General features: G+C 43.8%; 24 protein-coding genes. 8 read left to right on the forward strand and 16 right to left on the reverse strand.

Annotated elements, in window-relative coordinates; all coding sequences use genetic code 11:
• Nucleotides 1-187: 187 nt before the first annotated feature.
• Entirely contained in the window at nucleotides 188-1993 is a 1806-nt protein-coding gene (locus PseudUWO311_RS07850; RefSeq protein WP_142654648.1) for an ABC transporter ATP-binding protein, read from the reverse strand.
• Between the two features lie 70 nt (nucleotides 1994-2063).
• Here PseudUWO311_RS07850 and PseudUWO311_RS07855 point away from each other — a divergent pair, with 70 nt between their 5' ends.
• On the forward strand, nucleotides 2064-2564 hold the full coding sequence (locus PseudUWO311_RS07855) for a gamma carbonic anhydrase family protein (RefSeq protein WP_142654649.1): 501 nt from the start codon (nucleotides 2064-2066) through the stop codon (nucleotides 2562-2564).
• 118 nt (nucleotides 2565-2682) lie between these two features.
• Here the strand turns inward: PseudUWO311_RS07855 and PseudUWO311_RS07860 are convergent, their stop codons facing one another.
• From PseudUWO311_RS07860 to PseudUWO311_RS07890, 7 genes are all read right to left on the reverse strand, one after another.
• Complete coding sequence (locus PseudUWO311_RS07860; RefSeq protein ID WP_142654650.1) at nucleotides 2683-3579, reverse strand: alpha/beta fold hydrolase; 897 nt, start codon at nucleotides 3577-3579, stop codon at nucleotides 2683-2685.
• A 69-nt stretch (nucleotides 3580-3648) separates the two neighbouring features.
• Nucleotides 3649-4086, reverse strand: coding sequence for a dUTP diphosphatase (dut, locus tag PseudUWO311_RS07865; protein WP_142654651.1), 438 nt, complete (start codon nucleotides 4084-4086; stop codon nucleotides 3649-3651).
• A 67-nt stretch (nucleotides 4087-4153) separates the two neighbouring features.
• Entirely contained in the window at nucleotides 4154-5866 is a 1713-nt protein-coding gene (locus PseudUWO311_RS07870) for a serine/threonine-protein kinase (RefSeq protein WP_142654652.1), read from the reverse strand.
• A 2-nt stretch (nucleotides 5867-5868) separates the two neighbouring features.
• Nucleotides 5869-6390 (reverse strand): DUF4330 domain-containing protein, encoded by a 522-nt coding sequence (locus tag PseudUWO311_RS07875; RefSeq protein WP_142654653.1) that lies wholly within the window; start codon nucleotides 6388-6390, stop codon nucleotides 5869-5871.
• 118 nt (nucleotides 6391-6508) lie between these two features.
• The gene (locus PseudUWO311_RS07880) at nucleotides 6509-7141 is read right to left on the reverse strand and encodes a DUF2059 domain-containing protein (protein ID WP_142654654.1); all 633 of its coding nucleotides are present in this window, start codon (nucleotides 7139-7141) and stop codon (nucleotides 6509-6511) included.
• Nucleotides 7142-7145: 4 nt separating this feature from the next.
• Nucleotides 7146-7769 (reverse strand): cofactor assembly of complex C subunit B, encoded by a 624-nt coding sequence (locus PseudUWO311_RS07885; RefSeq protein ID WP_142654726.1) that lies wholly within the window; start codon nucleotides 7767-7769, stop codon nucleotides 7146-7148.
• Between the two features lie 60 nt (nucleotides 7770-7829).
• Nucleotides 7830-8387, reverse strand: coding sequence for a Uma2 family endonuclease (locus PseudUWO311_RS07890; protein WP_142654655.1), 558 nt, complete (start codon nucleotides 8385-8387; stop codon nucleotides 7830-7832).
• A 101-nt stretch (nucleotides 8388-8488) separates the two neighbouring features.
• Here PseudUWO311_RS07890 and PseudUWO311_RS07895 point away from each other — a divergent pair, with 101 nt between their 5' ends.
• Nucleotides 8489-11275 carry a DEAD/DEAH box helicase family protein gene (locus tag PseudUWO311_RS07895; RefSeq protein WP_142654656.1) on the forward strand — a complete coding sequence of 929 codons (2787 nt, stop codon included), beginning with the start codon at nucleotides 8489-8491 and terminating at the stop codon, nucleotides 11273-11275.
• A 178-nt stretch (nucleotides 11276-11453) separates the two neighbouring features.
• Here the strand turns inward: PseudUWO311_RS07895 and PseudUWO311_RS07900 are convergent, their stop codons facing one another.
• Nucleotides 11454-11771 (reverse strand): type II toxin-antitoxin system RelE/ParE family toxin, encoded by a 318-nt coding sequence (locus PseudUWO311_RS07900; RefSeq protein ID WP_142654657.1) that lies wholly within the window; start codon nucleotides 11769-11771, stop codon nucleotides 11454-11456.
• Nucleotides 11764-12021, reverse strand: coding sequence for a type II toxin-antitoxin system ParD family antitoxin (locus PseudUWO311_RS07905; protein WP_142654658.1), 258 nt, complete (start codon nucleotides 12019-12021; stop codon nucleotides 11764-11766). Before PseudUWO311_RS07905 ends, PseudUWO311_RS07900 begins: the two co-directional genes overlap by 8 nt.
• Nucleotides 12022-12333: 312 nt before the next feature.
• Here PseudUWO311_RS07905 and PseudUWO311_RS07910 point away from each other — a divergent pair, with 312 nt between their 5' ends.
• The 6 genes from PseudUWO311_RS07910 (at nucleotide 12334) to PseudUWO311_RS07935 (ending at nucleotide 17489) form a co-directional block, all read left to right on the forward strand.
• Entirely contained in the window at nucleotides 12334-13641 is a 1308-nt protein-coding gene (locus PseudUWO311_RS07910; protein WP_142654659.1) for a restriction endonuclease subunit S, read from the forward strand.
• 95 nt (nucleotides 13642-13736) lie between these two features.
• Entirely contained in the window at nucleotides 13737-13958 is a 222-nt protein-coding gene (locus tag PseudUWO311_RS07915) for a hypothetical protein (RefSeq protein ID WP_142654660.1), read from the forward strand.
• Nucleotides 13959-13978: 20 nt separating this feature from the next.
• Nucleotides 13979-14191, forward strand: a complete 213-nt coding sequence (locus PseudUWO311_RS07920; protein WP_142654661.1) for a DUF2281 domain-containing protein — start codon at nucleotides 13979-13981, stop codon at nucleotides 14189-14191.
• Nucleotides 14191-14604 carry a PIN domain-containing protein gene (locus PseudUWO311_RS07925; RefSeq protein ID WP_223807495.1) on the forward strand — a complete coding sequence of 138 codons (414 nt, stop codon included), beginning with the start codon at nucleotides 14191-14193 and terminating at the stop codon, nucleotides 14602-14604. Before PseudUWO311_RS07920 ends, PseudUWO311_RS07925 begins: the two co-directional genes overlap by 1 nt.
• A gap of 2 nt (nucleotides 14605-14606) precedes the next feature.
• On the forward strand, nucleotides 14607-16145 hold the full coding sequence (locus tag PseudUWO311_RS07930) for a class I SAM-dependent DNA methyltransferase (protein WP_142654663.1): 1539 nt from the start codon (nucleotides 14607-14609) through the stop codon (nucleotides 16143-16145).
• 129 nt (nucleotides 16146-16274) lie between these two features.
• On the forward strand, nucleotides 16275-17489 hold the full coding sequence (locus tag PseudUWO311_RS07935; RefSeq protein ID WP_142654664.1) for a DUF790 family protein: 1215 nt from the start codon (nucleotides 16275-16277) through the stop codon (nucleotides 17487-17489).
• Between the two features lie 51 nt (nucleotides 17490-17540).
• Here PseudUWO311_RS07935 and PseudUWO311_RS07940 read toward each other — a convergent pair whose 3' ends face one another.
• From PseudUWO311_RS07940 to PseudUWO311_RS07965, 6 genes are all read right to left on the reverse strand, one after another.
• The gene (locus PseudUWO311_RS07940; protein ID WP_190303434.1) at nucleotides 17541-18446 is read right to left on the reverse strand and encodes a DUF6671 family protein; all 906 of its coding nucleotides are present in this window, start codon (nucleotides 18444-18446) and stop codon (nucleotides 17541-17543) included.
• Nucleotides 18436-19272 (reverse strand): nitrate ABC transporter ATP-binding protein, encoded by an 837-nt coding sequence (locus PseudUWO311_RS07945; RefSeq protein WP_142654665.1) that lies wholly within the window; start codon nucleotides 19270-19272, stop codon nucleotides 18436-18438. Before PseudUWO311_RS07945 ends, PseudUWO311_RS07940 begins: the two co-directional genes overlap by 11 nt.
• Before the next feature lie 126 nt (nucleotides 19273-19398).
• Entirely contained in the window at nucleotides 19399-21396 is a 1998-nt protein-coding gene (locus PseudUWO311_RS07950) for a nitrate ABC transporter ATP-binding protein (RefSeq protein ID WP_142654666.1), read from the reverse strand.
• A 136-nt stretch (nucleotides 21397-21532) separates the two neighbouring features.
• Nucleotides 21533-22369, reverse strand: a complete 837-nt coding sequence (ntrB, locus tag PseudUWO311_RS07955) for a nitrate ABC transporter permease (RefSeq protein ID WP_142654667.1) — start codon at nucleotides 22367-22369, stop codon at nucleotides 21533-21535.
• A 56-nt stretch (nucleotides 22370-22425) separates the two neighbouring features.
• Nucleotides 22426-24201, reverse strand: a complete 1776-nt coding sequence (locus tag PseudUWO311_RS07960) for an iron uptake porin (protein WP_142654668.1) — start codon at nucleotides 24199-24201, stop codon at nucleotides 22426-22428.
• 49 nt (nucleotides 24202-24250) lie between these two features.
• Nucleotides 24251-25603 carry a CmpA/NrtA family ABC transporter substrate-binding protein gene (locus PseudUWO311_RS07965; protein ID WP_142654669.1) on the reverse strand — a complete coding sequence of 451 codons (1353 nt, stop codon included), beginning with the start codon at nucleotides 25601-25603 and terminating at the stop codon, nucleotides 24251-24253.
• Nucleotides 25604-25617: the final 14 nt, after the last annotated feature.

Genomic DNA, 25617 nt, shown 5'->3' on the forward strand with positions numbered 1-25617 from the left:
AGAATTTGCTAGTCACTTCCCAACCAATAAATAACGAGGCGGGGCAAAGCCCCGCCTCGTTATTTATTGGTTTTATATTTCTATTTCTTTGGTGGGAAGGGAGTAAACATATACAGGAGGATAATACTAATCCTAATCCTAAAAGCCTATTGAACAGGGGCGCAAAGAGCCCCTGTTCAATAGGCTTTTAGGGAGATAAAACTAAAGCTTTGGGAATGGCACTAATTAGTTTTTTGGTGTATGGCTGTTGGGGATTAGTGTAGATAGATTCAGCGGTGTCTAGTTCGACGATTTCGCCCTTGTTCATGACCATGATGCGATCGCTCATAAATTTGACCACACCGAGATCATGGGAAATAAAAATATAAGTTAATCCAAATTCTGCTTGTAGTTCCTTTAATAGATTGAGAACTTGGGCTTGTACCGACACATCAAGCGCTGATACAGGCTCATCGGCAATGATTAATTTAGGATTGAGCGCCAAGGCTCTGGCAATACAAATACGTTGCCGCTGACCACCTGAAAACTCATGAGGATAGCGACGCATAGCGCTTTTAGTTAAGCCCACACGCTCTAGCAGATAAGCAACTCTTTCTCGTCTGGCTTCAGCTTTGCGATAACTTTCAAAGCGCTCTTGATGACTATGAACGATCAAAGGTTCAGCGATCGCATCACCGACACTCATACGCGGATTTAGCGAACCGTAAGGATCTTGAAATACGACTTGCAAATCGCAGCGTAACTTTTGTAGGGCTTCTCCTTTTAATTTGGAGATTTCACGTCCTTCAAATTTGACTGAACCCATCACGCCAGTGGTTAAGCCTAGAAGTGCTCTACCCGTGGTAGTTTTACCACAGCCCGACTCCCCAACTAGTCCAAGGGTTTCTCCCCGATAGACATCAAAACTAATATTATTTACTGCGACGAGATAGCGTTTTTTGAGTCCTAAAATGCTACGAATGGGGAATTCAATTCTGAGATTCTGCACTGAGAGAATTGGTTCTTGCTTTTGCAATTCTGCTAGACGAGCAGCAATTTCTTCAGGTGGTACAACCTCTAAATAACGAGGATCATTGGGTTCTTTCTCCACCATTTGCCCATTTTGAATTTCCATAAAGTCGCTCACCGTTGGCAATAGACGCAACTGGCGATCGCTTTGAGGACGGCAGGCGATTAAACCTTTGGTATAAGGATGTTTTGGTGATTGGAAGATTGATTGTGTATCGCCACTTTCGACGACTTCGCCTTGATTCATGACGATCGCTTTATCCGCGATCGCAGCTAAAATCCCCAAATCATGGGTAATAAAAATCATCGACATCTGACGCGATCGCTGAATTTCTTTGAGCAACTCTAGAATTGTCGCTTGCACAGTCACATCTAGCGCCGTTGTTGGCTCATCAGCAATGATCAACTGCGGATTGCAGGAGATCGCCATGGCGATCATCACGCGCTGCAACTGTCCGCCTGAAAGCTCGTGGGGATAGCGTTCAATTAATTGCTCAGGATTGGGTAATTGCACTTCCTGAAATAGTTGGATCGTGCGTGTCTCAGCTTCCTGCTGGGAAACCTTTTGATGCAGACGAATTGCTTCGATCACCTGATAGCCGCAAGTAAACAGGGGATTGAGCGATGTCATTGGCTCCTGAAATACCATCGATATGCGATCGCCTCGGTATTTCAGCATTTTTTGTGGCGACACGCGCACTAGATCAAGTGGTACTTCGCCACTGGGTCGAAATATAACTTCCCCGTTAGTAATTTTGCCAGATTCCCCCAATAAGCCCATAATTGCTAAAGCTGTTGCTGATTTACCAGAGCCAGATTCACCAACAATGCCGAGAGTTTGTCCTTGAGCAAGGTCAAAGGAAATATTTTTGACAGCATGGACGATCCCTTCATCGCCCCTAAAGCTAACCTGTAAATTACGCACCGAAAGCAATAAATCTTCAGTCTGGGCTGGAGTTTGGGCTAAATCGAGGGGTTGTGACATAGGTTATTGGCTGGCATATTGTTTATTATTATAGGAGCCTGCTAAGCACGCTCTCATAATAATAAACAATATGCATCTTCCCTATTCACAACTACCCACCCCAGACTGTTCCCGCGCTGCTTTTATTGCTAGTGATGCAGTGTTAATTGGTGATGTACATCTCGGCGATCGCGTGAATATTTGGTACAAGGTGGTAATTAGGGCGGATGTCAATCGCATGGAGATTGGTTATTGCACGAATATTCAGGATGGGGCGATCTTGCATGGTGATCCTGACCAGCCTTTAGTAATTGGCGAATATGTGACAATCGGACATCGGGCGGTGATTCACTGTGCGGAAATTGGGCGAGGTTGCTTGATTGGAATGGGGGCAATCCTGTTGGAAGGGGTGAAAATTGGGGCAGGAAGTATTGTGGGTGCGGGTGCGGTGGTGACTAAGAATGTGCCTGCGGGTGTGGTTGTGGCAGGTGTACCTGCGAAGGTGATGCGTGAGCTTTCGGAAGAAGAACAAGAAAATGCGATCGCCCATGCAGAAAATTACTATCAGTTATCGCTTTTGCATGTGCAGTAAGTAAATGGGTATAACTCATTTCAAACCCAAAGCTGTAAGGATGCGCCCCGCAGGGGCGCATCCTTACAGCTTTGGGTAATTCAGCGCTTTGAGGAGTTTCTGTCTGGTCACACTATAGTTAGCGAAATGTTGCGATCGCTGCATCTGTAGCTCTCTTCAGCCCAGCAGAGTCTACCCAGCCAACAAACCCAGCATATTGACATTTTCCATCAGCATTAGCTATGAATATATGATCAACACCGAAAATATTTTTCCAAGTGTACAGACTAGTTCCATCGGCAAAAGAAAAGATAGTTTTAGCATGGCGGAAGTCTCGTGAATTAGCATCAGTTATGCCTTTCACAGCTCGAAAATGCTCTATTAACTCTAAAGTTAGAGTGATTTTGGGCGCAGGTAGAGTTTCTCTAGGCTTAGCCCAAAACTCTTGAATCGCTTCAGCCACGGCAGGATCGAACCTTAACGCAGGGTGACTGACACCGTTTAAGCAGACAAAATGAGCGTATTTTAACTTTGTAGACTCAGTTGTGACCGTACCATCGCTATCGATATTTCCTGCCACTACCAATGTCGGCACTTCTGCCGTAATTTGCTCTGCTAGAGGTCGTCGATTTTTGCCAAGATGTTTCGCCATCCCAATTCCCCATGCAAAAGGATCGATAATTCGGGCAAGATCTGCGCCGCCGATTGGTGAACCTAACAGTACCAAAGACTCAATTTTTGACCACCATTCTCGATGACGAGACAATACCTCAATCCAAATCACACCTCCCAGAGAAGTAGCCACGATCCGGACTGGTAAATCAGGGTACTGGAAAAATGCTTGTGCAGCCGATCGCTCAACCTTTTGAATCAAAGGTTCAATCTCAAAGTGGGTTTGAATAAACCCTAGATTTGGCGCAACGATATGCGAATGTGGCGGTGCAACTTTATGAGCTAATGAGTTCATTGCATGGTTGGTATCGCTCATTCCATGCTGAGAAAATATGATGAGCTTTGGTTGATGAACGCTTGACATACATACTCCCTTCAAGAATTGGTGATGCGTTGCTTTGCCACGCATCACCAATTCTTGGCTTTGTAAAGTCTAAGTTAACCCAGTACTCCCAAACCCGCCAATACCGCGATCGCTAGTTCTGAGTTCTCCTTCAATATATTGCGCTTGAAGCACTGGCTTTAGTACTAGCTGAGCAATCTTTTGACCTTTGGTGAAAGTATAAGCTTCTGTTCCCAGATTAATCACAATCACTTGAATCTCGCCACGATAACCAGCATCGACAGTCCCAGGCGAATTGAGAACGGTAATACCATGTTTGAGAGCCAGTCCACTCTTAGGACGCACTTGGATTTCGTAACCGATGGGAATATCGACTGCTAATCCAGTAGGTATAGCAGCGCGATGCTGCGGCTGTAGTGTAACTTCAGCAACTGAATAAACATCAGCACCAGCATCCCCGATATGGGCATAACTAGGAACTTGAGCATCTGGATGCAGCTTTTGGAACTTGATATCTACAGTTTGCATTAATTTGGTAGTCCTAAATAGATAAGAATAGGCGGCGCGAAGCGCCGCCTATTCTTATCTATTTAATTTAAAAGGTAAGTGGTTTGGTTGGTTCTGGGGCAGGCTCAGTCGGGTTAGGGACTGGCGATGGCGATCGCGGTGGTTCGGTAGGAACAGCAGTAGGAGTGGGATCAGGCGATCGCGTTGGATTAGGCTGTCCAGAAGTAGGCGAAGGACTAGGAGTGGGCGTAGTTGTTGACTTATCCGTAGGCGTAGCTGTTGGACTCGGCGTAGGAGTTCGGGTTGGTGTCGGTTGAGCTTTTACTGGAGCATCTAACTGAACTTCGAGCTTATAAGTGGTTTCATTTGTGCCAGTAGTTTTAATTTTGATGTAGTACACACCATCCTTTTTCAAACGACCTTGCCAATATCCTGTGGCATTGTCAATTGCTTTGCGGTCTAGGCTCACATCATCGCTTTGGATGGTCATTTGCAAATCTGTACCATTTAGCGAAACCGTAAGAAGATCATCTTTTTCGGCATTAAAACGGACATTGACAACTTGTCCCGCCGAAATCTTCTCGCTAATAATGCCTCGATTTGAGCCTTCACTCACTGACTTAAGTTCAAGACTGGTGTTGATATTCTTTACATTGGCAACGCTTGGTGTTGCCGTGGGAGAAGCGATCGCAGTTTCGGTTGGATTGGTAGTAGCGCGATTACGACTAAAAAAGAAAGATGTGATCGCCCATGAGCCAACCCCAGCTACCAAAATGATTAAAATCCCCAAAAACCAGTTGACACCGCCACCACTGGTTGATCGATTAGGCGAATTTTGAGTGCCGTAGTTGACAGGATTGCGATTGCTAGCACCAGCTACCACCGTTCTTTGAGGGATATTTGCTGCGACATTGGATGGCACTTGTCTCCCTACCGCATAGGTTTTTGCTCCCGAAAAAGAAGCTTGGGCAACTTGCATTGCTTGTGATACCTCATCGGCGGAACGATAGCGATTAGTAGGCTTGTAGCTCAACATTTGGTTGATTACCCTTGCAAATGCAGGATTAACATTGGCAAACTGTTGCCAATTCCAAGCCAGATTGATGCTATCAAACAGTTCTGATGGCTCGCGACCAGTTAGCAAAACAATCGAAGTTACGGCAAGGGCATAGAGATCGCTATTAGCATAGGCGTTGCCAGACTGTAATTGTTCGGGAGGCGCATAGCCTGCTTTACCTGCAACGGTTGAGGCGGGAATGCCCATCTGCGAGTTTAGTTTAGCGGTGGTTTCCTGCACGACCCCAAAATCGATCAGCACAGGTAAGTTATCCTGCGATCGCAACATCAGGTTTTCAGGGGAAATATCGCGGTGGATAATATTGTGACCATGTAAGTAACTCAGCACTGGTAGAAGCTGCTGCATCAGTGCAAAAATTTCATTCTCAGAGAATGTCTGCCCAACCTTGAGGCGATCGAGTAACAAATTGCGATAATTTTTACCTTCCACATAGTCTTGGACTAAGAGTAATCTGCCTTCAGACTCAAAGGTTGCGCGAAATTCTGGCACTTGTGGATGGCGGATTTGATAAAGCACCGATGCTTCTCGTCGAAATAGCTCTTTAGCCTTTTCTGACACCTCTTGAGAATCTTGAGGAGGAATAAATTCTTTCAATACACAGGTTTCATTAAAGCGCTCTAGGTCTTGCGCTAGATAAGTGCGCCCCATGCCACCCTGTCCAATTGTTGTTCGGACTGCATAGCGACCTTTAAGTACAAAGCCTTGGGGAAATGGGGGTTGCATAATTAATACCTCACCGCCATTGCACTACCCCGAATAATATATTTCGGACCTTCAATGTCAATTGAAGTACCGACTTTGACCTTTTCATTGGCAAATACAGCCCCATCATTAGTGATTTGAGCTGTTGCTTCGAGGGTGATGGCAAGGTCAGATTGAGAGGTCGAGATAGCACGAGGGTCATCAAAATAAACCGCAGTGCCGTCAGATTTTGCCGCGACAATTTTTGGGGTTGAGATTTCTACTTTTTTGATGGTGACTTCACCGCGTGGTTGATTACGGATGATGATTTTTACTTTGTCGCCAATTTTGATAAGGTTTTGAGGATCGGTAGCACTTAAACCACGCACATTCATATCGACTTGGACGGTCTTATTCTCAGCAGATAGCATTTGCGCGATCGAACTGCCGCCGTTGCCAGGAACGATGAGTAAGCCAATCAGGACAATCAGGATCGTGGCGATCGCACCGATGTCGAGAATGCTAAATTTGCCAAATAAACGACCTTGTCGATCTAGAAGTGCCATGCGTCTTTTGTAATTTAGGGGTAACAGTTGAAATACGTGAAAGGGTAGTCAATGCAACAAAGTGCTTACAGCATTACAGTATAGCAATCGCTAAGGCGGTTACATTGCTTTGTGCTGATTATTTCCGTGGCAATGCGTTTAATAGCTCTTCAGTAATGATTTCAGCCATAATGCTAGACATTTTGGGTAGCAAAATTTCATTGGTGCGTTTCATAGAGTCACCAATAACCTGAGGCAGAACAGCGATCGCCTTTTTGCCCGTTTCCGAATTATAAAAGCCAATGATGTCTCTCAATTCAGCGGTCGTAAAATACTTGTCGTAAATTGGATAGGACACCTCATCGATCAATTGGTTGACATCAATTTTTTTGATCACGCGATCGCGATATTTCCCAGCCATCCGTGAAACGATGTCGGTCAATTTCTTTTGAACTTCTGGGCTATCGCTGTCGAGCGCGGGAGCATTTTTGAGAATAGTCGATACTAATTTTGGTAATTCGGCTCTTACCATCGCATCCATGATTTGTTGGGCATTTTTGCTGGATTCAGTAATTTCTAGCAATTCTTTGATCAAAGCTCGTTTTTCTTGGGAAATTACTGGCGAACTCGTTTTTGTGGGCTGGGATGCATCACTGCTCTCTTGAGGAATCTGCGCGATCGCTTGATTAAAAGCAGGTAAGACTAAGGTAGCCGTGAGCATTGAAGATAATGTAACAGTTGTAAAAATATGGTTTAGCTTGTGATTTCGCATAATCTTATGAGGATATTTTTTCGAGATTATAGGTGAGTTTGTCAGCGATCGCCGTTACCCAATTTTCATCTTGCTTAGTATAGCTACGCGGAATATTTGCTCCTAAAACCATGACTCCTTTTTCGCCTAGAGGTTGCACGATCACACCCTGAGTATTTTCGGGGAGATAGTCAAACTCCACCCGACCAGGATAAAGCTCTAGTTTGACCAGATAAATTGGCTTTTGGGTTTTCATCACCCTTGCCGCGATCGTGCCAATATTTACCTGATTGCTCTTGCCTAAAATGCCTCTGCGGAGAATAGTTTGGCGATCGTAATAGATGGCTACTGATTGTGTAACTGTATTGGTAAGTAAGATATGCGTTGCCCAAGCGAGTTCTGTTTTAACTGCCTCTGGTAGATTTTCATCTATTTCCAATCCTTCTTCGCCTACTAAAATCACTGCTTCGGGCGATTTTGGTTGCACTTGCTGCCATAACAACCCAATCAAAATTAAAACCGCACTTAATAAGACCCCCAAGGCATCAGCCCGTGACTGACTAGCAGTGAGATTTGCCGTCACCATCCGATTAGCTAATAGTGCTAAGCCGCCCACTGTGCCCACCACAAGAGGCAAATATCGAATCATCATATATAAAACCAATAAGATCAGAGGTGATGCTTTGCATCACCTCTGATCTTATTGGTTTTAAAACAATTCTTGCCATGAAAAACTGATATCGGGAAAGGCAAGCATAAAAAAATTATCATCTTGTTCATAACGCTGCATTTTCTTATACCCCCTTGTTGCTGGCTGTGAATATCCGAAAATTACCTGCTCATTTACATCAAACAACCACATCTCAGGAATCCCCGCCGCCGCATACAGTGGCATCTTGACTTCGCGATCGTAAGCGATCGTGCTGTCTGCGACCTCAATAATCAACAGAATATCAGCAGGTGTGGGCAAAGCCTCCGCGTAAAAATCATCACGAGGCTTTAGAATAGCAAAATCAGGCTGAGGCTCTGAACCATCATCTAAACGAATTGAATTTTGAACGGAAACTAAAACAAGATCGTCCAGTTTTTTTTGCAACAGCTTGGTTACACGAATGACACATGCCGCGTGTTTTCTGCCAATTGGTGACATTTCTGTAATTTCTCCATTGATTAACTCGACGCGATCGCCATGCCCAAAAACACCAGCTTCATGCATGAGGTGATATTGCTGCGTGGTGAATTTGTGGGTGAGTAGTTGACCTGCCATAGAATTAATGCTCCTGACGATAAATACACTTCCTATAAGTTAGCATTTCGGCTAAAAGCCCTCTAGAGCTATAATTTAGATGTTATTTGACTAAAAATATAATGTCAAACCAAAATCCCGAACAAATCGCGAGAGATCAAATCGACAGTATGTTGATTTTGGCTGGATGGGTGGTGCAGTCAAAGAACAAGGTGAATCTCGCGGCGAATAAAGGGGTGGCGGTTAGGGAATATCAGACTGATGCGGGAATTGCCGATTATGCGTTGTTTGTGGATAAGAAACCCGTTGGCATTATCGAGGCTAAGCGTGAAGAAGCAGGGGAGCAACTCACCGCCCATGAGGAGCAGTCGAAGTATTATGCAGTCAGTAAACTGAAGTATTTAAAGAATGATCCTCTGCCCTTTGTTTATGAAAGTACGGGCGCTTTAACCAGATTTACCGATTATCGCGATCCGAAGCCGCGATCGCGTCCAGTTTTTCACTTTCATCGTCCTGAAACCTTATCAGAGTGGTTTGCTCAGCCTGAAACTTTGCGATCGCGCTTAAATAAAATCCCTGAATTAGATCCTGAAGGTTTACGCCCTGCTCAAATTAAGGCGATCGCTAATCTGGAAGCATCATTTAAAGCCAATCGTCCCAGAGCCTTGATCCAGATGGCAACGGGGGCGGGTAAAACTTTTACGGCTTGTACTTTTGTGTATCGGTTGTTGAAGTTCGCCAGAGCCAAGCGAATTTTATTTTTAGTGGATACCAAGAATTTAGGAGAACAAGCCGAACAGGAGTTTTTGAAATATCAGCCGACCGATGACAATCGCAAGTTTACGGAGCTTTATAATGTGCAGCGTTTGAGTTCTAGCTATATTGCCTCTGATAGTCAGGTTTGTATTTCCACAATTCAGCGACTCTATTCGATTTTGCAGGGGAAGGAATTGGAAGAATCTGCCGAAGAGATGAATCCTAATGAATCGAGTTGGCAGAAAAAAGAACCTCTGCCTGTGAGTTATTCCATTAAGAACTTCATCGAGCAGTTCGATTTCATCATTATCGATGAATGTCATCGCTCCATTTATAACGTTTGGCAGCAGGTGTTGGAATATTACGATGCTTTTTTGATTGGGCTGACGGCTACGCCTGACAAGCGCACGTTTGGCTTTTTTAATCAAAATGTGGTGAGCGAATACACCTATGAGGAGTCGATCGCAGATGGGGTGAATGTGCCGTATAACGTCTATACGATTGAGACGGAAATTACGAAAAATGGCGCAAAACTGAAGGCGGAGCAGTACATCGATAAGCGCGAGAAACTCTCTCGGAAAAAGCGTTGGGAGCGACTGGATGAAGATTACGAATATAAGTCGAATAAGCTTGATAAGGATGTGGTCAATCCCAATCAAATTCGGTTGATCATTCAGGAATTTAAACGCGCCTTAAAAGCCGATATTTTCCCCGATCGCATTGAGGCTAATGGTGAGTACGAAGTTCCGAAAACGCTGATTTTTGCGAAGACGGATAGCCATGCTGAAGATATTATTGCGATCGTGCGTGAGGAATTTGGTGAGGGCAATGAGTTCTGTAAAAAGGTGACGTATAACGCTGAAGATCCAAAATCAGTTTTAAATCGATTCCGTAATTCATGGAATCCACGCATTGCGGTAACGGTAGATATGATCGCCACAGGAACGGATGTGAAACCGTTGGAAGTGTTGCTGTTTATGCGTGATGTCAAGAGTGTGAATTATTTTGAGCAAATGAAGGGAAGAGGAACGAGAACGATCGCTTTTGACGATTTGCAAAGAGTGACACGCACAGCTAAATATACGAAAACCCATTTTGTGATTGTCGATGCTGTAGGCGCGATCAAGTCCAAGAAAACCGATAGCCGACCCTTGGAGCGTAAGCCGAGCGTACCGCTAAAGGATTTATTGAATGCTGTGGCGATCGGGGCGCAGGATGAGGATTTATTTTTGACTTTGGCAAATCGGTTGCTGCGTCTGGATAAACAGTTAACGGAATCTGAGCAGATGAAGTTTGCAGAATTATCAGGCGGAAAGCATATTAACTCGGTGGTTAAGGACTTATTGAGTGCCTTCGATCCTGATGCGATCGCAGAGAAAACTATGGCTTTGATGAATGAGATTGCAGTGGGCGATCGCACTCCTGCATTAGAAGAGTCAGCCAAAAAGCAAGCTCAGTCTGAGTTAGCGGATTTAGCCTCAGCAAATTTCAATGGAGAGTTGAATACTTATATTGATAATTTGTGGAAAGTTCATGAGCAGATTATCGATACTATCAATCAGGATCGGATTTTGAAGTCAGAGTTTGATGCTTTTTCGACGGAGAAGGCGGAGTCGGTGGTACAGGATTTTGCGGATTATATTGCGGCAAATAGGGACGAAATCACGGCTTTGAGTTTGTTTTATGGTCAGCCCTATCAACGGAGGGAGTTGACTTTTAAGATGATTAAGGAGGTGTTAGAACGTCTGAAATTAGATAAGCCGATGCTTGCGCCTGTGTATGTGTGGGAGGCTTACGCGCAGTTGGAAGGATTGCGTGTTGATAGTCCTAAAAATGAGCTAGTGGCGCTGGTGTCATTGATCAGGCGGGTGACTGGTTTGGATCAGGGTTTGACAGCTTATGACAAGACGGTGGACAAAAATTTTCAAACTTGGGTGTTTGGTAAGCAGGCGGGTGCGTTGAAGTTTACGGAGGAGCAGATGAGTTGGTTAAGGATGTTGAAGGATCATGTGGTGATGAGTTTTCATGTGGAGTTGGATGATCTGGACTATACGCCGTTCGATCGCGAGGGTGGCAGAGGTCGGATGTATCAGCTTTTTGGCGATGGGATGGGGGAGATTATTGAGGAGTTAAATGAGGCGCTGGCGGCGTAAATTTTGTTGAATGAAAATATTGTTTGTTTTTGGTGGTTATTAACGAAAACCATCCTCTTTCGTTAATATAGACTTACTAGCTATCCCTTATTAACGAAATTAATAACAATTATTTTCGCTTTGGAAATGAAGGAAATTAATTTAGCGGGGATAAAACAACAAAGTAAGCATCTATTGCTTACTCAGGATCGAGAATAAATTCAAGATTTTGAGAACCATGAAGGACTCTAATGATTTCTACATTTTCAGGGTTTTGAATTTGATAGAAAATGATGTATTTTGAGAATCCTTTGATTTGGTATTGGCGTATTTGCTCTAGTTTGGGATTGCTAAAGCCGCTTAGTTTGCCGATCGCTGGAAATTGGGCAATGCGTTGAAATGTGGCTTCGGCTGCGTACAAAAATTGATCGCTAGCATCTAAACTTTCAAGACTGATGTAGGTTGCGTGGGCAATCAGATCTTGAATGATGATCGGACGTTTGTTGAGATTAGCCATTTTGAGCGCGATCGCTATAGTTTTTACGGACAGCTTGACGGATTGTGTCCCAATCGCTGGTTTTCATTGGGGTTGCGTCTCCTGAAGCGATGCCTTCGAGGATTAGCGGTTCAAGGTATGTTTTGCGGACTTGGTCTTGTTGGATCAGGGTTTGAATATAATCGTCGGTGTTGTTGTAATGTCCTGATGCGATTTGTTCTTGTAGATATTTGGTCAGTGCTTCGGGGAGGGTGACGGTTAGGGTTGTCATGACTCATTCAGCGTAGGGATTATTTTTGAGTATATGTTATTTGTCTGATGAGATGTTTTTGATGTTCGCCTATTGCTGCGGGTTGTTTTTTTTGGTGAATGTTGTATAGAGATTGTGGCGATAATGCAGAGATTGAGATCTCCGACTTTTTGGGTGACAAGCAAAAGAAATCTTTGGTTGCAAAGAAAAAGTCGGAGATCTGCGCTTTTATAGGTTTTGTGCTTGAATATTTAATCTTTTGTCTCTAAGTCGCTGATAATCTATAATCTTTAGGCAATTGTCGGGAATTTTGGGCGATAAGTTAGGTTGTTGATGATGAGAGAAGATTGGATTGAGGTTGAATTAGGGGATATTACTTCAAAAATTACAGATGGCTCTCATAATCCACCTAAAAAACAAGATGTCGGCTTACCAATGTTAAGTGCTACTAATATTCTTGATGACAAAATTGTTTTTGATAATTATCGGTTAATAGATCCTGTTGAATTTGAATCAGAATGTAAACGAGCCAATGTTGAGCCTGAAGATATTTTATTAACTATTGTTGGAACAATTGGGCGAAGTGCAGTAGTTCCTCAAAATATTAAAAAATTTACTTTGCAAAGAAGTGTAGCACTAATAAAATTAGAGGGGCTAAATTCAAAATATATTTCTTTTGCTTTAAGATCACCATCAATTCAATCATTTTTTAAAGAGCAATCAAAAGGTACAGCGCAAAAAGGAATCTATTTAAATACTTTAAAAAAGATTACTATTCCTTTTGCGCCACTGCCTGAACAAAGCGCGATCGCTTCAAAAATCGAGCAACTATTCAGCGAACTAGACAACGGCATAGCCAACCTCAAAACCGCCAAATCCAAACTAGAAATCTATCGCTTTACTGTACTAAACTTAGCGGTTGTTGATAGATCTCTACAAAAAATATCGAATGTCATTGATGGATTGTCACAAGGATGGAGTCCAAAATGTAGGGAGGAATCTTCAAAAGATATAAATGAATGGGCTGTAATAAAAACTTCAGCCATTCAATCTGGGAAATTTATTGAAGAAGAAAATAAAATTCTTCCTGATAATTTGATACCCAGAGAACAACACGAGATAAAAGTAAACGATATCTTAATTACTCGTGCTGGACCAAGAGTTAGAGTTGGAATTTGTTGCTTAGTAAGAAAAACAAGACCTAAACTAATTAACTGTGACAAAGTTTATAGACTTAGAGTGAAAAACAAAATCATTTTGCCTACATATTTTGAATATCTGATGAACTCTCTAACCTATATTCATAAAATAGAAGAAATTAAAACAGGTGGAAATGATAGTGGACTAAATCTTACACAAGTAAGGTATTTGAATATTGAAATTCCTGTTCCATCTTTAGAAGAACAAACCCAAATTGTCCAAGAAATTGAAACCCGTCTATCAGTCTGCGACAAACTTAACGAAGCGATCGATCAAAGCCTAGAAAAAGCCCAAGCATTGCGACAAAGCATCCTCAAAAAAGCCTTTGAAGGCAAACTCCTCAGCCAAGACGAACTCCAAAACTGTCGCCAACAACCCGACTGGGAACCTGCTGCAAAACTATTGGAAAAAGTTAAAAAAAATAGCAAAACTAAGAGGTAACTATATGCTAATCAACCAATTAAGAGAAAAGCGAGAAAATATCTTAGCGATCGCTGAACTATAATTTAAAACACCAAGCTCACCAAGTTAAACCAATGACAACCGTAGCAATTTTGCCTATTTCTAGCATCAATGGCGAAAAATCCTACCGTGCGATCGCGGGAGACAAACAAAGCATAGGCAAAACTGCGGGACAAGCCTTAGACAGCCTAATCACACAAATGGGAGAGACTGAATTTAGTATGATAATTATCCAGAATTGTCAGCCTGACTCAAATTTTTTAAAAGAATTGCAATCAAGCGAAAATAGCCAATAAATCTCTGAATAAAAAAAGTTATGAATAACGCCACAAAACCATTGGAAGAAATAATTCAAGAATTGCCCCCCAACCTCAAAATCGAGGTAAAAGCATTCGTAGAATCACTTTTAAACAAGTCTCAACAACGCCCCAAGCGAAAACTGCGCCAAGACTGGGCAGGAAAACTCAAAGCAGAAACCTATACATCCGTTGACTTACAGCATTTAGCTAACGACTGGAGATCCAGCTAATGTTTCTTTTGGATACAAATATCTGGCTAGAAGAACTATTAGGACAACGACAAGCTAAAACCGTAGCAAAAATGCTAAATATGCTGGATCTAGCAGAAATATGTATAACAGATTTCAGTTTGCATTCCATAGGGGTTATTTGCGATCGCTTACAACAAAGAGATGTTTTTGTTCAGTTTGTCCAAGATGTCCTCATAGATGGAGAAGTCCTAATAGTTAGTGTCCCTCCTAACCAAATGGAAAGATTAGTGGAAGTCATGGATAACTTCAATCTGGATTTCGATGACGCATATCAATACGTTGCTGCTGAGATTGAGAAAGCTGTAATTGTCAGTTTTGATAAAGATTTAGATAGAACTGATCGGGGACGGTGGAAACCAAGTCAAGTAATAGCTAGTAAAAATAATCCGTAAACATGAGTAACGAATCAAACCTAATCTCCAAAGTCTGGAACTTCGCCAACATCCTCCGTGATGACGGCGTGAGCTATGGCGACTACCTCGAACAAATTACATACCTGCTATTTCTGAAAATGGCAGACGAAATGTCCAAACCGCCCTACAGCAAAACCATCAAATTTCCACGCATCAAAGATTCTGAAAACAACGAAATCGCCAATGGCGAACTTTGTAACTGGGAAACCCTCAACAGCAACAAACGCGGCGCAGAACTAGAAACCTATTACATCCAAATGTTGCGATCGCTTGCCACTGAAAAAGGCACATTAGGACAAATCTTCACCAAATCGCAAAACAAAATCCAAGACCCATCAAAACTGCTCAAAATCATCGACATGATTGCCAAAGAGCAATGGACAATGGTGGGAACCGATGTCAAAGGCAACATTTACGAAGGACTGCTAGAGAAAAACGCCGAAGACACCAAAAGCGGCGCAGGACAATACTTCACCCCCAGAGCCTTAATCAAAGCAATGGTCGCCTGCGTCAATCCGCAACCCAGCAAAACCATCCACGATCCCGCCTGTGGCACAGGTGGCTTTTTCCTCGCCGCCTACGACTACATCACAGCCCATCATTCCCTAGACCGCGAGCAAAAAGCCTTTCTCAAAAACCGCACCTTCTCAGGTAACGAAATCGTCGCCAGTACTCGCCGCCTCAGCCTCATGAATATGTTTCTGCACAACATCGGCGAAATCGATGGCGAAAGCTTTATCTCTCCCAACGATGCCCTGATTGCCGATAGTGGAATTCGCGTGGACTACGTTTTAGCCAATCCTCCCTTTGGCAAAAAAAGCAGCATGACCATCACCAACGAAACAGGGGAACAGGAAAAACAAGACCTCAGCTATAACCGTCAAGACTTTTGGGCAACCACTTCCAACAAACAACTCAACTTCCTGCAACATATCCGTACCCTCCTCAAAATCAACGGTGAAGCCGCCGTTGTCTTACCAGATAACGTTCTCTTTGAAGGTGGCGCAGGCGAAACCGTTCGCAAAGAGTTGATGAAAACTACGGATTTACATACGATTTTGCGACTACCCACAGGTATCTTTTACGCCCAAGGAGTCAAGGCAAACGTTCTCTTTTTTGACAACAAACCCGCCGCCAAAGAACCTTGGACAAAGGAAGTCTGGATCTATGACTACCGCACCAATGTCCAGCACACCCTCAAGAAAAATCCCCTCAAACTATCAGACCTCCAGCCTTTTATTGATTGCTACAATCCCACCAATCGCCATCACCGCAGCGAAACTTGGTCAGAATCTCAACCCGAAGGACGTTGGCGCAAATTTAGCTATAACGAAATCATGGCGCGAGACAAAACCAACCTCGATATCTTCTGGCTCAAAGACAAAAGCCTCGCCGATCTCGATAATCTGCCCGATCCTGACATTCTCGCCAACGAAATCATCGAAAACATCGAAGCAGGGCTAGCAAGTTTCCGCGAAATTATGGACACAATCAATGCGATCGCTCTAGATGCTGCATAATACAGCGCTTTGCGACCAAACCCAAACCAAGAAATTTTTTGAAAGTGTTGCTTTGCAGCACTTTCAAAAAATTTCTTATGGTTCGTTTGAACGATAATTGCTGTAACTAATCTATAAGCCTTTTCTTTTATGCTGCCTAGCGAACTCCTGATGCATCGACTGAATGGCGAAACCGTCGTTCCGAAAAGATTAAAAGTAGATCAGAAGCATCAAGCGATCGCAATAGAACTAATCGCAATTTTTGAGAATGCTAAGGGTGGGACTCAGAGTGAACTCGATCGCCTATTGCAAGAACTTGAAGGCGACACACCAGATTATCGGGTGAAGCGGGGATTGGCGCATATTCTCAAGTCCAGTTTTAGTACTTTTGAAATTGTGAGTCCCCTTGAACCACAGGAATTACGCCGCCGTATTTTTGAATTGTCGGCTCAAGTTATCCCTAGCCAGCAAGCTACAAAGCAAACCCTTACCAAACTTGCCGATAGCCTGACTGAAGAACTTAAGCGTGAAGTCTTACCTTCACAAATTACAACGGGACTTTATGCCGATTTAATGGAGAATCGGATTCTGACCGAATTTGAAAGTCCTACGCCTGAAGCTCTCATCCATCGTTACAATCTTTCGCAAGTGCAAGGGATTTTCTATCGAGCAAGTCACATGACGCTCAAAGTCCATCGTAATGATCCTGGGGAATATAAGCTACTATTCCGTTATCTCAAGCTATTTCAATTGATGTCCTATATCGAAGGTGATGTCGATTATGGCTTTACGATTACCGTGGATGGTGCTACGAGTTTGTTTGGGACGAGTACCCGTTACGGACTTGCGATCGCGAAGCTACTACCAGCTTTGCTCCATGTCACTAAATGGAGCCTCAACGCCACCCTCGTTGAAAAAGATACTTATTCAAAACAAAAGCGGACAGGTTTATTCACTCTCGATTCTGATTGTGGCTTAGTTAGTCATTATCCTGCTGGCAAAATGTATGACAGTGCGATCGAGTCATCGTTTGCAGAGCGTTGGGCAGAATTAAAAACTGAGTGGAAGTTAGAAAGAGAAGTAGATTTAATTCCCATTCCTGGGAGTGTGATGATTCCTGACTTTCGGTTGGTGCATCCCGATGGACGGACTTATTTATTAGAGATTGTCGGCTATTGGCGACCTGAATACTTACGTAAGAAGTTTTCACAAGTGCGGCAAGCTAATTGTGAGAATTTGATTTTGGCGATTTCTGAACGACTAAATCTGGAGAAGGCGGGCGTTAAAGTAAGCGATACACCTGCTCTGACAGTTTGGTTTAAGGATAAACTCTCGCCCAAAGTAGTTTTACAAGCGATTGAATAAAGAACCAATTTTTTGTGGCGTGGCGAAGCCACGCCACAAAAAATTGGTTCTTTAAGGATTGCAATAGGAGCAGTACATCGGATCGGCAAGTTGAACTTGATCTGGGAATAGAACTTCTTGCTGAAACTGGCAGCGATCGCATTGATAAACATGAGCGCGAGTAACTTGGGTGGGCAGTCCGCAAAGTTCACACGGCAAACCCTTTATTTTTTTCACCACATCAAAATCCACAAAATTACAATGGGGACAAAGTTGCTGTAACTTCCGTACTAGCTCTTCAGTAGCCTTGGCAATATTGCCCATACGAGTGGGATTGTAGAGCGATCGCATATCTGTTTCAATATGAATTTGTGGTGATTGTTGCAGCAATTCATTGACAGATTCTTTGAGCAAATCTTCTGAATTAATTCCTTTGTAAATTGACTCCTTTGCCGAGGTCTTGGCATCTGGCATCAGTACGATCGCATGATCGGGAAAGCCAATTGTCATTGCAAAATCATAGGCTTGCGAGTAGCTAGAAATTTCTTGATGACCAAAGTTAGTGTCTGCTGAGAGGAATTCTCCATAAACTGAGAAGTTATGCTTTTTATCTAGCAAAAGAACAATTTCGCGATTATAGGGAATACCTAACATGGGATGCGGGAAAAAACTGCCTTCACTAGCGATCGCTAAATCAGCTTCTATGATCTCTAAGACTTTTTCGGCTTTGAGTTTTGCGGTTTCGACTTGATTGGCAGGGCGATCAATATCGCGAGTAAATGTACCAAACAAATCGCTATCAAAATCTTGAGGTACGGTAACTATAACGCCTAACGATGTTTGTAAGATTGGCGCGATCGCTAATTCCTTACGGTGCATTGTGGCGATTATCGCTAGGCGATCGCGAAAGTTTATGCTGTTATCTTGTTCCCCTCTCCCTATGGGAGAGGGGCTAGGGGTGAGGGCATCACTCGTCATGGGCAAAGCGGTTATATAGGAAGTCTAGAGCCGTATTTCTCAGATCGTAGTATAAAGGATCTTCCATGATTTGGGCGCGATCGCGGGGACGAGCAAAGGGAATCGTTAAGATTTCACCAATATGTGCGGAGGGACCATTGGTCATCATGACAAGGCGATCGGCTAAGAATAGAGCCTCATCAATATCGTGGGTGATCATCAATACCGTACAGCGATGTTCTGTCCAGATTTGGAGGAGTTCTTCTTGCAGTTCTTCCTTGGTGATTGCATCCAAAGCGCCAAATGGTTCATCAAGGATAAGGACTTCAGGACGGATGGATAAGGCTCTAGCGATCGATACGCGCTGTTTCATCCCACCTGAAATTTGAGTTGGCTTTTTCTCGGCGGATTCACTCAATCCGACCATAGCGAGGTGGTGACGGACGATATCATTTTTCTCGCCTTTTGACATATTTGGATTAACCGAGTCAACTGCAAGCATGACATTTTCGTATACTGTGAGCCAAGGCAGGAGGGCATAACCTTGGAATACGACCATGCGATCGGGCCCTGGCTTGGTTATCAGTTTGCCATTAACTAAAACTTCGCCGATCGATGGTTTTGAGAAACCACCAACCATATTTAGGAGAGTAGATTTGCCACAGCCAGAGTGACCGATCAGGCAAATAAATTCACCTTCTTGGACATGAAGATTTACACCATCTAGAACTACATATTGTCCATTGTTAGGTGTGGGATAAATTTTGGAAACATTTTCAATGCGAAGGAAAGATTCTTGAGGAGGAATGGTGGCGACTGGTGTGGGGTTAAGGGTTGTTTGTGTCATGTTCTTTTTAACTTTTTAATTTTGTTCTTAAAGTTTGAGATTTAGATCCCCAGCCCCCCTTAAAAAGGGGGGAGAATTAATTTTTTCTTCTTCCCCCTTTTTAAGGGGGATTGAGGGGGATCGCATTTAAGCAACCATTCGCATAGAATCCATGCCAATCTCTGCCATCGTGATATTGCGCTTAATCTCTAGATGATTGAGATAATCAATCGGATCTTCGGCGTTAAAGGGAATGTCGTCAAAGAGTTGAATCGCGTTACGGCTGTAGGTGATATCGGTCAATCCAAGCTCACGCGCTGCTGTACTGAACACTCCAACGCGACAGCTCTTTTCGAGCACTTCTACCCAGTTGCGGGGGAAAGGAACATCGCCCCAACGTGCCATCTGGGTAATATGCCAGAGATGTTCAGAACGGCTAGGGCGATTGACACCAGCACCATAGAATTGGTGGTGAGCAGGTTCGCGCATCGGGGTGTCGATCGCACAGGTGACATCATCAGGATTACCTAAATGGATGTAATTAACATTCGTACTGACATAGGCGCGACGAGAGAGGATCTGGCGAATCTCTTCTGAATTGTTGGGATCGGCGCAATACATACAGGCTTCTAGTAAAGCCTTGACGAGAGCGATGTGGGTATTTGGATAGGCATTAGCCCAATCTTCGCGCACACCGAGAACCTTGCCAGGGTGTCCTTGCCAAATTTCTAAGTCAGTGGCAACGGTAAAGCCGATATTTTCCATCGCGGCGCGGAAGTTCCAAGGTTCACCGACACAGAAACCATCGATACTACCTGCTTTGAGGTCAACTACCATTTGGGCGGGAGGAATTGTTTTTAGCTCGACATCGTGATCGGGGTCGATACCGCCTGCGGCTAACCAGTAGCGCAGGAGCAGATTATGCATTGAAGATGGATGGACTACACCCATGCGGTGAGAGCGATCGCGTGTGTCTTGTAGAAGATTTTTGAAATCGCTAAGCGTATGAACTCCTTGATCGTAAAAGCGGCGATCGAGGCTAATCGCGTTACCATTACGAGTCATGGTCAGCGCAGTCACAATTGGTTTACATGCGCCAGCACCGCCGAGGGTCATCCACATTGGTAAGCCTGAAGGCATTTGTGCAGCATCTAGATAGCCACCTGCGATACCATCGACAATGCCGCGCCAGCTGGTTTCGCGGACAAGAGAGACTTCATCCAGTCCATGCTTTTGAAAGAAACCTTTTTCCTTAGCCACAGCGATCGGCGCACAAGCAGTTAAGGGAACGAAGCCAATCTCTAGATTAACTTTTTCCAATCCGTGCCGAGCAACTGTAGTTACGGTGCGTGCATTGAGCTTTTTAACACGCTTCTGTTGATTTAAGAAATAGATAATTTCGCTGCGTAAGCTGTAATAGCTAGGATGCTTAACAGCTTCTAGTCTTTGGCGAGGACGAGGAATATCTACTTCCAAAATGCCGCCAATTTTTGAAGATGGCCCATTGGTGAGCATAACAATGCGATCGCTTAACAATACCGCTTCATCGACATCATGCGTAACCATTACTGCCGTAATTTGGTCTTCATTACAAATCTGCATTAATTTCTCTTGCAGATTGCCACGGGTTAATGCATCCAAAGCTCCGAAGGGTTCATCAAGGAGAAGTAGTTTTGGTCTGACTGCAAGAGCGCGAGCGATCGCAACCCTCTGACGCATACCACCCGATAGCTGTGTGGGCGGCTTATCGATCGCATGGGCTAGCCCCACCATGTTTACATAACGCTCAACTAAAGCATGGCGCTCATCTTTCGGTAAATTCGATAGAACCTCATCTACAGCCAGAGCCACATTGTCGCGTACCGATAGCCAAGGCAAAAGTGAATAGTTCTGAAATACCACCATGCGATCGGGACCTGGACGGGATACGCGCTCATCTTCGAGCATGACGACTCCGCCAGTGGGTAGGTCTAATCCTGCGATCATATTTAGTAAAGTGGATTTCCCACAGCCAGAGTGACCGATCAGGGAAATAAATTCACCTTTCTGAATATGTAAATCAATTCCTTTAAGCGCAATATATTCTTTGCCACCGCCTAAGGGGAAAGTTCTTTCGACTTGATCAACTGAAACAAAACTACTCATTTTAAAATTCTCCTTTAATTAAATATCAATTTGCTGATGGCGCTAGCTTCTAAATATCCCCCTCAATCCCCCTTAAAAAGGGGGAAGAAGATAATTTTCTTTTCCCCCCTTTTTAAGGGGGGCTAGGGGGATCTTTTTACTTCTGTTCTTCAGGCAAAATCACGTTCTGAAGCCAGCCGATCGCACGGTCAAGGATCAAGCCAACAGCACCGATATAAACTAGAGCCAGAATAACTTCACCGACTTTATCGTTAGTGTAGGCATTCCAAATAAAGAAGCCAATACCGACGATACCTGACATGATGATTTCTGCGGCGATAATCGCGAGCCATGCAAGACCAATGGAAATGCGTAGCCCAGTGAAAATATAGGGAAGAGCGGAAGGAATCAGAATCTTAAAGAAATACTTTTGGCGTGAAAGTTGGAGAACTCGTGAAACGTTGCGGTAGTCTTGAGGGATTTGCTTAACACCCACTGCGGTATTGAGCAAGATTGGCCATACTGCGGTGATAAAGATAACAAACAAGGCGGCTGGTTCATTTTGACGCAGTGCAGCCAGAGCGATCGGAACCCATGCAAGTGGTGGAACAGTTCGCAAGAATTGGAACAATGGATCGAGAGCTTTGTCGATAACCGCATTAGTGCCAACTAGAATCCCGACTCCAATCCCGACGACAGCCGCTAATGAGTAACCCTTAGCCACGCGCTCAAAGCTAGCAAGAGTCTGCCAGAATAGTCCTTTATCTGTACCACCGCGATCGAAGAAAGGATAAAGCAATAAATTACGAGTGGATTTCTCAGCCATAATATTCCATGGTCCAGGCAATTTGACTAAGCCAATGCTTGAGAGAAGTTGCCATACAGCGAGAAATCCTAAAATCCCAATGATTGGGAGCGCCCAATTTTGAGCATTTTTCTGCCAAAACTTCGCGATCGCATTTGACGAATTGCGGTTACCAATACTTGCTGCCATAAACTTGTTACTCCTACTTTTTTATTGTTGATTAAAACTGTTCTTAGCTGAAAACCTTAGAATGTGAATGTTGTCCGAACTACACCGACAGTCGCAGTAGGCGCGTTATTGATACCCTCTGGATTAAACACAAAGAATACGCCTGGAGTAACACTGATGTTTTTGGACAATTTAAAATTGAAATAACCTTCTAAATGATATGGAGTTGCCGTAAATCCAGTTGGAATCGTGGCAAGTCCACCTGCCGAACTCCGTGCAAGAGGTTGTCCAAAGATAATTCCAGCTGTATTTCCTTCATTGAATACATCACTGAAATGGAATCCTGTCATCCAACTAGTAAAGGTAGTTGATGCATTGACACCAGTAAGGTTTGCAAAGATCCAAGCACCCGATACATTAAAGGCAACCTTGGGAGCAAATCGCCAAGTCAAAGTTGCACCTACAGAATCCATCTTGATGGGGTTGCCTAGTCCTCCTGCATTAATTGCACCAATGTCTGCGGAAGCTAAGCCAGTTCCCAAAATATTGATCTGGTGATAGCTATTAGCATAGTTGAGCCCAATATCAAGAGTAGAAGTGGGCTTGAGGGTTAATTGAGCAGCCGCAACGCTACTACCGCCAAAGAAGCCTGCCCCAAGCAAACTAGTGGGGCTGTTAGTAGCGATCGCAGAGTTAACACTTCCATATAAAGCTCGAAAATCAACCTTATCAGAAATATTCCAAATAAAACCAACAGCCGCCGCTAGCCCAGTACCAGATGTACCTCCAGATACACGGGTTGCAGCATTTAAACCTTGGCCAAAACGGGAGATAGAGCCTTGCCCTTCACTAGCAAATGGGCTAATTGCGGGGAAAGCATCAGAAACTTCCGCATTAGAACCTGCAAACATTGTCAACTTATCAGCAACTGGAAAAATGTAGAGTAACTTGTAAAGGTTAACTGAGTTTGCGGCAGCCGTATTGGAGTTAGATGGATTGAAATTGAGGAATTGATTTTCAAATCCCAATTTGACATTGCTAGAACTGCCGAGGGGATCAGCATAGCCTAAAGGTTGAGCCAGACTGTTGATATTTGTGGCTTGCAATCCCGTAATCAATAAGTCTTTACCAGAAAAACTGGTCAATAAATTCAGGCGTACACGGTTATTAAAGACAATGTTAGTGTTCGTGAAACCAGTCCTTGCTCCTGTTGCGCCCGACACACTAAAAATCGCTTCGCCACTGAGTTTGGTTGTGGTCGAGAATTGTTGCGCCTCAAGCTTGGCAGTCTTCGCATCAAGGGCATCGACACGACCGCGCAAAGTTGCTAGTTCCGCAGCAAACTCTTCTTGAAGCTTTTGCAAAGTGGCAAGATCTTCCTTGCTAACCTTGTCAGCTAGTCCAGCCGAAATGATTTCATTGATTTTGTCGAGACAGGCATTTAAGCCAGCCGCAAACTCATAGCGTGAGGTTGCTTGTTTGCCGCGAAATGTGCGATCGGGATATCCTGCGATACAACCATAGCGCTCAACGAGAGACTGCAAAGCCGTAAAAGCCCAATCAGTGGGACGCACATCAGATAGCTGGGAAACAGATGTGACATTCTGAGCAGTTGTATTGGGACTGATGGTGTCACGGCGAATTTCTGCACTCAACTGAGACACTTCAGAACTAGGAGCTTTATTGATAATAGAAGTTGGTGGAGTTACATTTTCTGCGAGAACAAGAGTTTTTGAATCAACAGCAGTTTTTGTTTCAGTTTTGGTTTCGGCGGAGACTGCGATCGCACCATAAGATAGCTGCAAACCAGACAAAAGCAAGCCAATCTTGGCAATAGAGTAAATTTTCTTCATTTGATATTCCTCACACAGTAATTTTTAGGTTGTTATTTAGATTTTTTAGTTAGGCCTTCTTGATCTTCAAACCATCAAGATAGGCTTGTGGATTCTCAGGATCGAACTTTGTACCATCGAAGAATTCTTCAATACCGCGAGAAGTACTAGTCGGAATGTCGGCAGCAGGAATACCAGCTTCTTTTGCTGCCTCGCGCCAAAGATCCTCACGATTGACCTTTTTGATCCACTCCTTAGCTGTAGCTAAAGAATCTTTCGGTAAGAAGCCCCAACGCACGCTTTCGGTGATGAACCAGAGATCATGACTTTGATAAGGATAGGAAACATTGCCTTTTGAATCTTTCCAATAGAGCGGAGCCATGCTCTTGTCATTGATGACGCGACCATCACCCATGTCATACTTGCCCATCATCGTGTCTTCAAGGATTTCAGTCGCAACACCAAAATAGTTTTTAGTAGCCACAATCTGAACTAACTCTTTGCGATTATCGAAGTTGTCACACCATTGTTGAGCTTCCATAATTGCTTTCAGGATTGCCTTAGTTGCTTTAGGATACTTATCTACCCAGTCAGCTCGCATTGCTAAATATTCTTCAGGATGTCCTTTCCAAATTTCCGCAGTGAGCGCAGAAACAAAGCCGATCTTCTCTTTGACGATGCGATAGGGCCATGGGTCCCCAGTACTGAAGGCATCCATTGTGCCAGTCTTCATATTTGCTACGGTTTGAGCCGCAGGAACAGTCAATAATTCAATGTCAGTATCAGGATCGACTCCATTAGCAGCAAGCCAGTAGCGAATCCAAAATTCTTGATTGGCTTTTGGGAAAGTGTAGGCGGCTTTGAATTTTGCGCCTTCGGACTTGGTTTTCTCAAAGAACTCTTTAGCTTTATCGATTTTTAGGGATAATCCCTTATCTTTGTGTTTGCCAGCGATCGCAATGCCATTGCCCTGTGTATTCAATTGAAGTAATACATACATTGGGATTTTGAGGTTGTCAGTGATGATTCCCTCTGACATCAAATAGGGCATTGGCATTTGCCACTGACCGCCATCTATACCACCTGCGGAAGAGCCAATTTTGGCATTATCTCTTGCTGCACCCCAGTTGGCTTGCTTGGAGATATCGACATCAGTCATGCCATATTTAGCAAAAAAGCCTTTTTCTTTAGCAATTATCAATGGGGCGGCTTCAATAATTGGCAAATATCCCAGTCTCACTTTTGTAATCTCTGGGACTTGCTCAGTGGGAATACTGATTTTGGTAGCCTGTGCCGAAGTAATGGTTGGGGTATCTTCGGGGGGATTACCAAGACAGCCTTTGAGCAAAACTGAGCTGAGAGCGGTTGCTCCTGCTGTGGCGATAAAGCGCCGCCGTGAAATGTTGTGCTTGAAATCAGACATAATTTCGTTCCTTT

Origin of the sequence: Pseudanabaena sp. UWO311, from assembly GCF_006937785.1 — a bacterium.
In the GTDB taxonomy this organism is placed as follows: Bacteria; Cyanobacteriota; Cyanobacteriia; order Pseudanabaenales; family Pseudanabaenaceae; genus Pseudanabaena.

What these genes read in the sequence shown, in the direction of transcription:
- PseudUWO311_RS07895 (WP_142654656.1), top strand. Translation starts at nt 8,489, where the DNA reads ATGTCAAACCAAAATCCCGAACAAATCGCGAGAGATCAAATCGACAGT.
- PseudUWO311_RS07850 (WP_142654648.1), bottom strand. Translation starts at nt 1,993, where the DNA reads ATGTCACAACCCCTCGATTTAGCCCAAACTCCAGCCCAGACTGAAGAT.
- PseudUWO311_RS07935 (WP_142654664.1), top strand. Translation starts at nt 16,275, where the DNA reads ATGCTGCCTAGCGAACTCCTGATGCATCGACTGAATGGCGAAACCGTC.
- PseudUWO311_RS07885 (WP_142654726.1), bottom strand. Translation starts at nt 7,769, where the DNA reads ATGATTCGATATTTGCCTCTTGTGGTGGGCACAGTGGGCGGCTTAGCA.
- PseudUWO311_RS07860 (WP_142654650.1), bottom strand. Translation starts at nt 3,579, where the DNA reads ATGTCAAGCGTTCATCAACCAAAGCTCATCATATTTTCTCAGCATGGA.
- PseudUWO311_RS07940 (WP_190303434.1), bottom strand. Translation starts at nt 18,446, where the DNA reads ATGACGAGTGATGCCCTCACCCCTAGCCCCTCTCCCATAGGGAGAGGG.
- PseudUWO311_RS07875 (WP_142654653.1), bottom strand. Translation starts at nt 6,390, where the DNA reads ATGGCACTTCTAGATCGACAAGGTCGTTTATTTGGCAAATTTAGCATT.
- PseudUWO311_RS07950 (WP_142654666.1), bottom strand. Translation starts at nt 21,396, where the DNA reads ATGAGTAGTTTTGTTTCAGTTGATCAAGTCGAAAGAACTTTCCCCTTA.
- PseudUWO311_RS07905 (WP_142654658.1), bottom strand. Translation starts at nt 12,021, where the DNA reads ATGACAACCCTAACCGTCACCCTCCCCGAAGCACTGACCAAATATCTA.
- PseudUWO311_RS07890 (WP_142654655.1), bottom strand. Translation starts at nt 8,387, where the DNA reads ATGGCAGGTCAACTACTCACCCACAAATTCACCACGCAGCAATATCAC.
- PseudUWO311_RS07925 (WP_223807495.1), top strand. Translation starts at nt 14,191, where the DNA reads ATGTTTCTTTTGGATACAAATATCTGGCTAGAAGAACTATTAGGACAA.
- PseudUWO311_RS07900 (WP_142654657.1), bottom strand. Translation starts at nt 11,771, where the DNA reads ATGGCTAATCTCAACAAACGTCCGATCATCATTCAAGATCTGATTGCC.
- PseudUWO311_RS07930 (WP_142654663.1), top strand. Translation starts at nt 14,607, where the DNA reads ATGAGTAACGAATCAAACCTAATCTCCAAAGTCTGGAACTTCGCCAAC.
- PseudUWO311_RS07920 (WP_142654661.1), top strand. Translation starts at nt 13,979, where the DNA reads ATGAATAACGCCACAAAACCATTGGAAGAAATAATTCAAGAATTGCCC.
- dut (WP_142654651.1), bottom strand. Translation starts at nt 4,086, where the DNA reads ATGCAAACTGTAGATATCAAGTTCCAAAAGCTGCATCCAGATGCTCAA.
- PseudUWO311_RS07910 (WP_142654659.1), top strand. Translation starts at nt 12,334, where the DNA reads ATGATGAGAGAAGATTGGATTGAGGTTGAATTAGGGGATATTACTTCA.
- PseudUWO311_RS07870 (WP_142654652.1), bottom strand. Translation starts at nt 5,866, where the DNA reads ATGCAACCCCCATTTCCCCAAGGCTTTGTACTTAAAGGTCGCTATGCA.
- PseudUWO311_RS07960 (WP_142654668.1), bottom strand. Translation starts at nt 24,201, where the DNA reads ATGAAGAAAATTTACTCTATTGCCAAGATTGGCTTGCTTTTGTCTGGT.
- PseudUWO311_RS07855 (WP_142654649.1), top strand. Translation starts at nt 2,064, where the DNA reads ATGCATCTTCCCTATTCACAACTACCCACCCCAGACTGTTCCCGCGCT.
- PseudUWO311_RS07965 (WP_142654669.1), bottom strand. Translation starts at nt 25,603, where the DNA reads ATGTCTGATTTCAAGCACAACATTTCACGGCGGCGCTTTATCGCCACA.
- ntrB (WP_142654667.1), bottom strand. Translation starts at nt 22,369, where the DNA reads ATGGCAGCAAGTATTGGTAACCGCAATTCGTCAAATGCGATCGCGAAG.
- PseudUWO311_RS07945 (WP_142654665.1), bottom strand. Translation starts at nt 19,272, where the DNA reads ATGACACAAACAACCCTTAACCCCACACCAGTCGCCACCATTCCTCCT.
- PseudUWO311_RS07880 (WP_142654654.1), bottom strand. Translation starts at nt 7,141, where the DNA reads ATGCGAAATCACAAGCTAAACCATATTTTTACAACTGTTACATTATCT.
- PseudUWO311_RS07915 (WP_142654660.1), top strand. Translation starts at nt 13,737, where the DNA reads ATGACAACCGTAGCAATTTTGCCTATTTCTAGCATCAATGGCGAAAAA.